This is a genomic window from Streptococcus plurextorum DSM 22810 (assembly GCF_000423745.1).
Classification (GTDB): domain Bacteria; phylum Bacillota; class Bacilli; order Lactobacillales; family Streptococcaceae; genus Streptococcus; species Streptococcus plurextorum.
Genome location: NZ_AUIO01000025.1, coordinates 1 through 10,918, shown reverse-complemented (window position 1 = coordinate 10,918; position 10,918 = coordinate 1). Strand labels below are relative to the sequence as shown.

The following is a 10,918-nucleotide window of genomic DNA, read 5'->3' as shown; positions in this document are numbered from 1 at the left end:
GAGGCAAAAGCTAAAGCTGAAGCAGAACGTCTTGAAGCGGAACGCATCGAAGCAGAACGTAAGGCAGAGGAAGCACGAATCAAAGCTGAACAAGACGCCAAAGCCAAAGCAGAAGCTGAAAAACTAGCTAACGAAGCCAAGGCTAAAGCAGAGGCAGAACGTCTTGCTCGCGAGAAAGCGGAGCAAGAGGCAAAGGAAAATCAAGATGGCGAAGTGTCTGATAAACCAGAAGAGCCAGTGCAGCCGGAACAGCCTTCTAAATCGATCACAGAGCCAATAAAACCAGAAAGTCCATCTGAAGAACAATTGATTGCAGAAAAAGGCGACCCTGCATACCATGAAGTCCCTGCATTTGCAATGTTTCAACTATCTTTTGAAAATGTAAAATCAAATAACAACGAAACAGTTGTCGTGAAGGTACAAGATACAAATGCTTTTTCAAACAATTTAGAAGACAAGGCAATATACTCACGTGTTGAAAGAGCAAAAGCATTGCCAGTAACAGGTACTAAAGATAGCACTTTACTATCGCTATTGGGTATTGGTTTGGCATCGCTAAGCTTAGCTAAAGTTATAAGAAAAAATACTGGAGATTAATACTATGAAAAAACAAGAATGGGTAGAAGCATTTGAGGCAATTAATGGGAGGAGACCATCTGCCCAAGAATATAATGACGCAAAAATTAAAGGAGAATTTAGTGATGATTCTCCGACTGAATCTAGTGATAAAACCTGTCCGAAATGTCATCAATTGAATGCGACTAGAAGTCAATTTTGCCCAAATTGTGGTGCTAAAATGGATGGAAGTGGTAATGCCTCTGTGGATGCAGCTAGTGATATAGTTAGTGGTATCGCAAATAAAATTAACTCGGTAACTGGTGGAGAGGGTCCGGTTGAGTTACGGATGCGTGATTTATTTAGTGAGGTCTTTAAAAAACATACTAGAGAAGAGGCAGAAAATATTTTTGCTTGCGGATCAGAAAAAACAACTCCAAGACTTGAAGATATCTCACGAGAGTGGCCTAAACCTTGGTATTTTGCAAGAGTATTTGGATTCTTATTAATTTCAACGCTACTATTGTACTTTATGTGGGTTACATTCAATAATCAAATCGTTATTCCAGGCTTAATTTTTGTATCATCAATGATAGGTGCAATACCAATTCTATTTTTCTATTTTGAAATTAATTCGCCTAGAAATATAGACTTGATGACTGTTATTCAAATATTCTTTTTTGGAGGACTATTATCACTTGTAATAACATTAACGTTGTTTCAAGTATTTCCAACAGACGCAAGCCCAATAGCTACTCTTGTCGCAGCTGCAATAGAAGAAATTGGAAAAATAGTTGCTACCAGTTGGTACATTCAAAAATTACAGAATAAACGTTTCTTGTTCAATGGCCTATTAATTGGAGGTGCAGTAGGTGCAGGATTTGATGTGTTTGAATCAGCAGGCTATACCTTCTATGCTCTGCTCGGAAATGATTTTACAGCACAAGAATTTTTAACTTCTGCAATTGGAAGAGGTTTGACAGGTATTGCTGCTCATGTTGCTTGGGGAGCAATTACTGGTGCTGGTGTAATGATGGTGTTGAAGAAGAATCGGGATTTTAGTTGGTCATTACCATGGACTGGGGAAAGTCTCCGTTTCTTGATATTGACAACAGTACTCCACACTTTTTGGAATACTCCAATCCTACCCAATCTTTTACAACAAGGAATATTAATTTTACTTGAATTGATTGTAATTTTAATTATTATCAATCGAGGATTGAAAGAAATCAACGAATTAGGAAGAGATGCAAAAGTTTTGCAACGTTCAGACAGTGTTTAGAGTATTATCTTGCATGACTATCAATTTTAGATAGCTATGAGAGAGTAATAACAATAAATTGAACAAATTTTCTATCAAATTGATAAAAACAATAATATACAATAATGAGGATACAAATAATGAAAAAAATAATCGTCACCCTTCTTGTTAGCAGTATTTTTCTAGCAGCGTGTAGCAGTAAACCTGCAGAGAATACCGCCTCCTCTGAGCAAGCTAGTTCAAGTGAAAAAATTGATACATCTAGCTCAGAAAGCAGTAGCACAGCAGAGGAATACAATTTAGTTCCATTCAATGAAGTTCATGAATTTAAAAATGCGACAGCCTCTAAAGGTACTTTAGACGATCAAGGGATTTATAGATATGATTTCCTAAACGAAGATGATGCAGTTTATGATGCCATGTCTTATGAAGAGGTTGAAGATATCTATCCTGTCCAGGAACAAGAGGAGATTGAGATCACTCTTGGAACAAACTTCACGATTGATGATTACAATTTCAATTTAGCTAATGTGACAGAAAATACACTCTATAAAAATATTCTCGGAGAGGAAGAAGCTGGAGGTTTGTTAGCACTTGAACTTGAAAATGGTGAAGCGGAAGATAGAAGTTTGCGATTGCCCTCTCAGATTGGAGAAGTGATAAAACCAATAGATATTAGCTATACTGTCATAAACACTGAAAAACGAGCTGTTTCTGTAGGAGATGCTCGTATAAAAAGAATTAATGTTGGTCACTATGGAAAAACGATAAGTAAGACAAAAGAGAATCTAGGGGCTAGAGTTGCTTATGAAGGGATTAACTTATTCATTACTCGTACACAATTTATTGAGAATGTAAAGATAAATAATCCAATATTTCATGATGAAAATTTTTACTACAATAAAGAGTATAATAAAGAATTCAAAAATGTAAGCATTTCTTATATTTTGGATGCTGGTGCTGACGGAGATATATCTACAGAGAATGACAACTCAATTGTAACATTCAAGTTTGTAGACGAACAGCTTATGAGTATCGAACTTGATTGTACAGATTCTTATCTTAATTTAGAGGTGGAGTAATCTCGGATTGAACAACTATTGGTAATATTTATTAGGATAGCAAATAGCTTGCTGTCCTATTTTTCATATTACAATATCTTTAATTTGTACCAAATTACTTGTCTTTTATCAAAGACCGCTAAAAAAACTATTTTATCTATGAAGATTGTTTGACACACATAGATACGTTATAAAATGGCAGAATGATTATAGAGAAATCGAAACTAGAATAGGTGTATTTTATATTAAAAAATGATACGATGTATTTAAGTGTTTAATGAAGAGGTATCTTATGTTTAGTAAATTAAGTGACCACGACTTTAAAAAAGGAGTCTTTAAAACTAAGTTCAGTCAATTAGTAACTCCATTAGATAAAGAATCTAACTGGTCCCATTCAAAAGGTCCAGAATACCTTTGGATTGGATTGGCTTTGCATCACGGAAACCGAACAGAGCAAATGGAAAAAATGATGTCAGCTCTGACGAATTTATCAAGAAAATTGAAATTGGAAAAAATCTTGCCTTTACCTACAATGAGTTTAATACTTAACTTAGATATTGAAGAGAAGAGAATTTTTGTTGATTCTCTAAATTCAGTTTTCGACCTATCAATATTTTCTTCGCTTTCAATAGTTTTGCCTGATGATGAGGAGATTTTGAGTAAAAATTTTTATTACAGGGAGCACTCTTTTAATCAAAGACTAAGTTTACTTGTTAGTGTATTAAATGAAATATCTGATCAACATAGTCAACTCTCAACAGATGTGAGGTATGTTTTACTGTATTATAAGATGATACAGGGAAAACTTAAATTTAGAGATTCACAGTCATATTTTATAGATGGACTAAAGAGATACCCGTACTTAGATATATCGGACCCAGATATGAGAATTATTCGCTCTCATATTCGCTCAATGGAGGTAGCTTTGTCAATGTCTGAAAATGTGAAGTATCCTTACAGTAAAAAATTTTGGAATAATATTAGTCAACTAACTGATTGTGAGGTGTATTCAATTGTTATGAATAGAAGTAATACTATTGATTTGAATGATATAAAAGATACAGTATCTTCAGCACTAAAATATTACAGAGATATCCTTCAAAGTATAGAACCATTTAACGAGAAACTCTATGTATTAACTAGTATTCTAACCTATTCTTATAAGCGGTTACTAGAATTAATTAATCATGATTTGCGATGTACAATTTCAGGACGCTCTATCCTGAGGTCTTGTATTGAAAACTATATTATGACAAAATATTTAATTGTTGAAGAAGAAAAACACATTAATATTTGGGAAGAATATCAATATTATGGTATTGGTGGATATAAACTAATTTCAGAACGCTATATAGAAAATCAGCCTGAATTAACAAACTCTCATATTAATTTTGAATATCTAAATTTACTAATATCTGAATTTCAAAATAAAGAATTTATAGATATGGATACTCGATATTTCGGAAATGGGAATATAAGACAAAAGTTTAAACAAGTTGAGGAAGATGATTTATATAAATATCACTATGATTATGACTCTCAATTTGAACATGGACTTTGGGGAGCGATTAGAGAAAGCTCAATTTTGAAATGCACCTCTGCTGGACACCAATTCCACGGTATTCCCGATGTAGACGATATTCAAAAATTACCTGATGTTAGTCATGATATGGTGATGGTTTTAACAAAGCATCTATCAGTCATTAAAGAAGTGTTTCCTATTCCAAGTGAGCAAAGAGAAGGTGACAGCTTATGCTAGATAGATTAAGACAATCACAAAATGAATATTTAGAGTTACTGAAGAGAGTTAGAGGGGACTTGGACTTAGAGAATGTAGCTTATCATTTAGATAAAATTAGAAATTTTTGGTTTAGAAAACAAAAATTATTAGAGATGTGTAGCCAATATCTCTTTAATAATTCGAACACATATTTTTATACAGCAGTTTCTAGATTTAATGTAGATAACTCAGATAAGAACATCCTCTTTGCATTAGGGAATTATCAAATATTTGACGATCCAATACTATCCTATTTAGAAGTAATGGAAAAAGGAAATACAGTACATCAACTGGAAAGATACTTCAAAAAATTAAAAGAAAAAATTGTAGAGTCAATAGATGATTTGATAGTTTTATTAGAAAAAGAGATTCCAAATTTTTACGTATTACCACTAAGATTTTCTAGTTCACTTATCAACAAAGAAAAAGTTGATATCAGGACGTTTGTTGAAAACTTCTTTATAGAAGGTATTGATTTTAATAATTTACAGAAGTACGAGAATATAGATGCTGTGGTCGTACATGAATACTTATCGCAGATATTACTCTTTGATTATGATGATCCTACACAAGCGATAAAAGACCGTTTGAAACAATATCGAATTGAGTACTCAGATATAGTCCCACAAGATATGAATGATACAGAACTTTTCCGATTTATTATCTATGGCTATTTCAGTCAAGCTATGGATATTTTTCTGACTTCCTACTCCTTCAATATTTTCCCATTCTTTTCTAGCCTAACTACATACATAAATTATAATGTTTTCTTATTAAATATCGTGCACAATTCGAAAAAAGAAAAACTAGAACATTTCTTAAAAATGTCAAGATTAACCTTACCCATTTGGTTTGAATACGATAAAAAAGGAATTCAGATAAGTATTTTTGATATGCATGAACGAGCAAAAAAAGTTAATTTTTCGGATACTATTAGAGATATTTATAATAATCTAGATGATTTTAAAACGCAGGAAGATTTAATTGGTAAAATTGAGAGCTGCATAGATTTATTGATATGGAATTGATAAAAAGTGGATTTATCATTAAATAACTACTCAATAAATTGTAAGAGAATATTATTTCATAAAAAGCAATCAGCACCCTAAGTCAGATCAGGAGTGCTGTTATAGTGATGTATTGAAGATGAAACTAACCAATACTAATAGTTAGTTCTTGATTGAGAGCGAAAGCGATTTTACTCATGGTTTCGATGCTGGTGTTGTTTCCTCGCTCAATACGGGCTATGGTTGACTGTGGAACATGTGAGAGATCTGCCAGTTCACGTTGAGTAAGTCCAGCCTTTTGGCGTGCATTATAGACAGCAAGAGCACTTTCTAAGATAGCTTTTTCACTCAGGTAGCCAGATTTGAAGTTGTCGCTTTTCAATTCTTCTTGCAAATAATCATCAAATTTAATGGTTGCCATTGTTATTCTCCTCAAATTCTTTTTTCAATACTTTAGCGTGTTTGATTTCAGCAGTAGGTGTCTTTTGTGTTTTTTTGGTAAAACCATGTGTAATGATAAAACGATCATCGACGACATGGAAATAAAGAGCACGTTGAATGTTACTAGATACCTTAGAGCGAATTTCAAAAATTTCACTATCTAACTTCTTAACCCATTCCATGCGCTGAGCTATTAGCAACCCCTGTTCTTGAATCATGCTGATAGTAGCTAGGAGTTTTTGCTTGTCTTTTGTTGGTAAGGTTTGTAGAAATTCGACAAATTCTGTCCGCCCATTTGGGCGTGTGTAAAACTCAAATTTTGGGTGTTTCATTATGTCTCCATGATAGCATATATTGTTCATTTGTGCAATTATCAATGGTGTGAACTTTTGGGTATATTTTAGCTCAATTCGTGTATTTTGGGGGTAAAATTCACACCATTCAGATGAAATTAGTTGAAATTGGATGAAATTTTGAGTTTTGAAAATCCGTGAAAACGTTGATTTTAAAGGATTTTGAAATTTATTCAAACAAAAGTTGTTCAAACCAGGTCTTAAGAAAGCACGTAAGGCTTCACAATTCTCAAAACGTTAATCAAAACCTTATTATACCAACGATTATGGCACTTTTTTGGTGCCAGTTGGTGTTAATTATAATGATAAGTCGTTTAAGAGACTTAAAGCATCGGCATCTTGCTGGTGCTTTTTTTCTGGCATCAATTCTAGATAATACTGTTGTGTTGTTAAGATAGAGTTATGACCTAGACGACGAGAAATATAGTCTAGGCTAATATCTTTTGAAAAGAGAAATGAGGCATGCGTGTCACGAAGTCCATGAAATGTCGTTTTTGTTAATCCCAGCTGTTTTAACAGTTTTTGAAGTTGACTAGCTTGCTTGAATCCATTCCAATCAAAGATATAGCCTTCTTTTGTTTGTGCAAGTTTTGTCACAGCTTGATAAACATCTTCGTTGATGGAAATATCACGCTTAGAATGTTTGGTTTTAAGCTGGGTATCGTCATTAGTTGGACTAATTGATCGAAGAATTTTGATACCATATTCAAAAATATCTTCTTTTTTAATTCCTAAAAGTTCTCCACGCCTTGCTCCTGTCTCAAGGGCGAGAGCAACAAGAACATTAAATTCATCCTCAGTATGACTTAGGCAGTATTGTCTGAGTTTTTTAAATTCTGTGATAGATAGTGGTATATTTCGTTTAGGTTGTTCTTGTCCTTTTGCTTTCAAAAGATGACCAAAGTCATTACTAATCAAACCACGAGCATACGCATATTTCAATGAACCACGGATTTTAAGAACAAGTTCTTTTACTGTTTTTTTAGAGTGGGTTTCAGCATATTGGTCGATTTTCTTTTGCATGACGAGATCGTCAAGGTGTTTAAGTTGAATACCATCAAAAAGGTCATCAACTACTACGAGAGTTCGTTTATAGTTTATAAAGGTGGCTTCGCGAACGTCATTTTTCTTGACCGTATGGACCCAATTTCTATAAAAATCAGGAAATAGGGTAGATCGTTCAGCAATGTTCTTGCCACGACCTTTTTCAAGTTCCATTTCTAATGTCCAAAGCTCAGCATCTTTTCTGTTGCTAAAGGTTTTGGTTTCTCGTTTATATTCTCCTTTCTTATAAAGTGATACAGTTGCACGGTAAGAGTTACCACGTTTTGTTATTGTTGCCATTTTATCAGCCTTTCTATAAAAAATGATTGATAAAATAGACTAGTCACATATAGGATATATGAAAAATCTAATTTTATCAATCATTATCCGTCAATCGCAGTGGCTTTCAATAAATTTAACCAGTTTTGACTTCAAATAGCGCTCTTGTTTTCCTACCATAAAGCATTGAAAGTCTGGGTGACTTCTGATGTACTTATCAAATGATTTGGGATCTATTCCAAGTAGTTCCGCTGCTTGTTGTCTATTTAACAGAAGAGGAGAATTATTTTGAGGTAACATATAGAATTCCTTTCATTTTCTAGATACAAGTATTATGCCACATGTGTAATGAATTGAGGCTAGATTTTTGAAAATTGTTCAATGTTACCTAACGTTTCAATAAAATATAAGCGTAGGAACGAGGAAATTCCTCTGGTCTATTGTGTCCCAGAGCCTTTGTCACAATTTTACAAGCTTTTCTGTCGAGCGAGATGCCAACTAACTCTTTACGCAGATGGATAACTTCTTTACGATTTCTAATCTTTGAAATTTCGCGTGCTACACTGCGATAAACACGCTCTGCATACTCAGCACGATACTTATGTGGCTTTAATGCTGTTGGAACTTTCTTTCCATCAAAATCGTCGAGGATTAAATCTTTGGGAACATGAAAGACTTTCTTTTTTCCTGCTCGTTGGAAAATAGCGACTAACCACTCTTCTTCCTCTTGACTAGTAGCCATGATGGGAGACCAGCGATCTCTGCGTCCTTTTGTGTGATGCTTACGGCCGTCTAAATTTAAATACCAACGGCCATCACGGCCGCGTTGCAGAGCATCACCAGTGACGTGGATCAATTCACTTTTTCGTAAGCCTGTTGCGGTAACTACTTTATGCCAGTAGTCGTTATTTTTGTTGGATAAACGATAATCTTTATGCAATACACGATTATTCATACGATTTGCACGAGTACGTGGTTGTGTAGCGATGAAATTAGTTGAGGAAACTCCGAGAACTTTGGCCAATGCTGCTTTGTAGGTCGCTTGTGTATATGGACTTAAACCAATCTCTATACAATATTGTAAGTATTGATTGACAAGTTCTATCCAACCTTCCGTATCTTTTTCAACATTACCTAATGCCATTAACTGTTCTGGCGAAATGTTAATCGAAACCCATTTTGCAAAACAGTGCCATGAACCCGAATAGTTATGAAATGTACGATGAGTGTGGACTAACTCAATGTCATCTCCTGTTTCTTTGGCCTCTTTACGCTTAATGCCTTTTCCTTTTTTGAATCGTTTCTTTAAACTTGATACTCCTTGAGAATGGACAAACTGAAGTCGGCCTTCTGGTGTTTTTAGCGCTTTGTTTTGTTTTTCTATCGCATGTTTTTTAATTTTTCTACGATCTGAACGTGATCGTCTTTTTTTATTTTTAGTCATAACTGACTCCTTTCTTTTTGGTACCAATGGTTGAGGTGTTTTCGATTAACGCAATACTTCCGAAAACAGTGTCTTCCTGCTGCGGCAGGTGTTCTTTATGTTTTTTTAATTGGAGAAGACTACTCCAATACTCAATTTGGATTCGAGAGCTTGAATAATTGAAACGCATTATAACGTTTATTTTTTGTATTTTTTCGATTTGAACGATTTCTTGCTTTGGTTTCGCTATTCGTAAAACTGGATTATAACAATTGACTCAGTAATATTTCCTCCTTTATGATGCAGATTTTATTTAATAATATTTCAATTTGATTGTGACTGTATCTTTGTTACTTTATCTGGACCTACGGCCTAAAAACTCCTTTCTATACGTTGTTAATTGAATAATTGAGTCATTATTTTGAAATAATTGAACCTTACGAATATGAAATCGCACTATTTCCTCCTGTCTATCTGATGTTGAAAAAAACCAGATAGTGTTTAGCTCTAGTCATTCAATTTTTACGATATTACTATGCCACATTTTCAAAATCAAAAAAAAACACAGAAACATTTTTCTGTGAATAGATAAGAAACTGAAAAGTATTCGACATGCCTATTCTGTAGAGAGAAATAGGGTAACTTGAAAAGGTAAAAGATGACTATTTGAAAATTTATTAGCTTAACGAATTATTTAATAGTAAAACTAGCTCATTAAGAGCTAAAAGATAGTTAAGTAGAGTTTCCCATTTTATCGCTAAATGTGGAATAGTAAAGAAGTCCAAGTTTTCTTAAAAAGTGGATTTGAATAGAGGTCCATTATGATAGAAATAATGGTGTATTAGAGTAGCCCACGTCGATTTGCGATATGGACTTTTAGAATAATCCATATTTTCAATAATGTTGGAATACTAAAGAAAACCAAGAAAACTTAACTTGTTGGTTCATAGAGGAATCCATTTTTCTATGAAAGATGGGCCATTAAAGTAACCGATTCAGTCGTAAAAGATGGCTAACTTAAAACCACCATTTAGTTTATGTTTATGGACGAATATAACCATCCATTATTTCTCAAAAAGTGGAATAGTAAAGAAGTCTGTGGAATAGGTAAAAGGCAGGAGATTTCGATATTTTCTGCCTATTCTTATTTATTCTACTGATGTTATTATTGAGATAATCTCATTTTTGATGAGATACGTGTTTAGCGTGAGTAAACTATCGTTACTCATCGCTAAACACGTAGGCTTGCAGCCCAAAAAGAAAGCACCCATGCTTTCTTTTTTCCTTGCTGTCGGTTCTAACGAACCGATATTTTGCGAACCACGCAAAACCTGCTCGCGAAGATTGCTCGCATAATAAAGTTGTAATTATTATTTAAAACAAATGTTCAAAATTCCAACATATTCTTGTTTATTTTTGATATAATGTAAAAAAACAACAAAGGATTAAACATGAATAAACGAGAACGACTAGAAGAAATTACACGATTGGTAAACAAAAAAGGCACAGTTCGAATTTCTGAGATAGTGGAATTGCTAAATGTTACTGATATGACTGTTCGACGTGATTTTATAGAATTGGAAGAGCAAGGTGTTTTAACAAAAATCCATGGCGGGGCTAGAAGTAATAAGGCTTTTCAATATCGGGAATATTCCCATTCTGAGAAACACATTCAGAATAAGGAAGCCAAGCAAGAGATAGCAGAAAGGGCTGC

11 protein-coding genes are annotated in these 10,918 nt (G+C 33.9%); 6 read left to right on the top strand and 5 right to left on the bottom strand.

Annotated elements, in window-relative coordinates:
- The 5 genes from G575_RS12395 to G575_RS0110410 form a co-directional block, all read left to right on the top strand.
- Positions 1–597: LPXTG cell wall anchor domain-containing protein (locus G575_RS12395; protein WP_027972662.1), on the top strand; the 597-nt coding region annotated here is incomplete at its 5' end.
- 4 nt (positions 598–601) lie between these two features.
- Positions 602–1,837: a PrsW family glutamic-type intramembrane protease gene (locus tag G575_RS11550; protein WP_051177065.1), complete on the top strand. Its 1,236-nt coding sequence runs from the start codon at positions 602–604 to the stop codon at positions 1,835–1,837.
- Positions 1,838–1,956: 119 nt separating this feature from the next.
- Positions 1,957–2,898, top strand: a complete 942-nt coding sequence (locus tag G575_RS0110420; RefSeq protein ID WP_027972661.1) for a hypothetical protein — start codon at positions 1,957–1,959, stop codon at positions 2,896–2,898.
- 271 nt (positions 2,899–3,169) lie between these two features.
- Positions 3,170–4,636: a DUF5677 domain-containing protein gene (locus tag G575_RS0110415; RefSeq protein ID WP_027972660.1), complete on the top strand. Its 1,467-nt coding sequence runs from the start codon at positions 3,170–3,172 to the stop codon at positions 4,634–4,636.
- A complete protein-coding gene (locus G575_RS0110410) occupies positions 4,630–5,685 on the top strand; it encodes a hypothetical protein (protein WP_027972659.1) in 1,056 nt (351 codons plus the stop codon). The genes G575_RS0110415 and G575_RS0110410 overlap by 7 nt, the downstream gene beginning before the upstream one ends.
- Before the next feature lie 124 nt (positions 5,686–5,809).
- Here the strand turns inward: G575_RS0110410 and G575_RS0110405 are convergent, their stop codons facing one another.
- The 5 genes from G575_RS0110405 to G575_RS0110385 form a co-directional block, all read right to left on the bottom strand.
- Positions 5,810–6,085: a helix-turn-helix domain-containing protein gene (locus G575_RS0110405; protein ID WP_027972658.1), complete on the bottom strand. Its 276-nt coding sequence runs from the start codon at positions 6,083–6,085 to the stop codon at positions 5,810–5,812.
- Positions 6,072–6,437, bottom strand: coding sequence for a type II toxin-antitoxin system RelE/ParE family toxin (locus G575_RS0110400; protein ID WP_027972657.1), 366 nt, complete (start codon positions 6,435–6,437; stop codon positions 6,072–6,074). Before G575_RS0110400 ends, G575_RS0110405 begins: the two co-directional genes overlap by 14 nt.
- 318 nt (positions 6,438–6,755) lie before the next feature.
- Positions 6,756–7,802, bottom strand: coding sequence for a tyrosine-type recombinase/integrase (locus G575_RS0110395; RefSeq protein ID WP_027972656.1), 1,047 nt, complete (start codon positions 7,800–7,802; stop codon positions 6,756–6,758).
- Positions 7,803–7,892: 90 nt separating this feature from the next.
- Positions 7,893–8,081 (bottom strand): helix-turn-helix domain-containing protein, encoded by a 189-nt coding sequence (locus G575_RS12515; protein WP_002935229.1) that lies wholly within the window; start codon positions 8,079–8,081, stop codon positions 7,893–7,895.
- A gap of 88 nt (positions 8,082–8,169) precedes the next feature.
- On the bottom strand, positions 8,170–9,225 hold the full coding sequence (locus G575_RS0110385; protein ID WP_245562429.1) for a hypothetical protein: 1,056 nt from the start codon (positions 9,223–9,225) through the stop codon (positions 8,170–8,172).
- A gap of 1,430 nt (positions 9,226–10,655) precedes the next feature.
- Between G575_RS0110385 and G575_RS0110380 the strand changes: the two genes are divergently transcribed.
- Positions 10,656–10,918: DeoR family transcriptional regulator (locus G575_RS0110380; RefSeq protein WP_027972465.1), on the top strand; the 263-nt coding region annotated here is incomplete at its 3' end.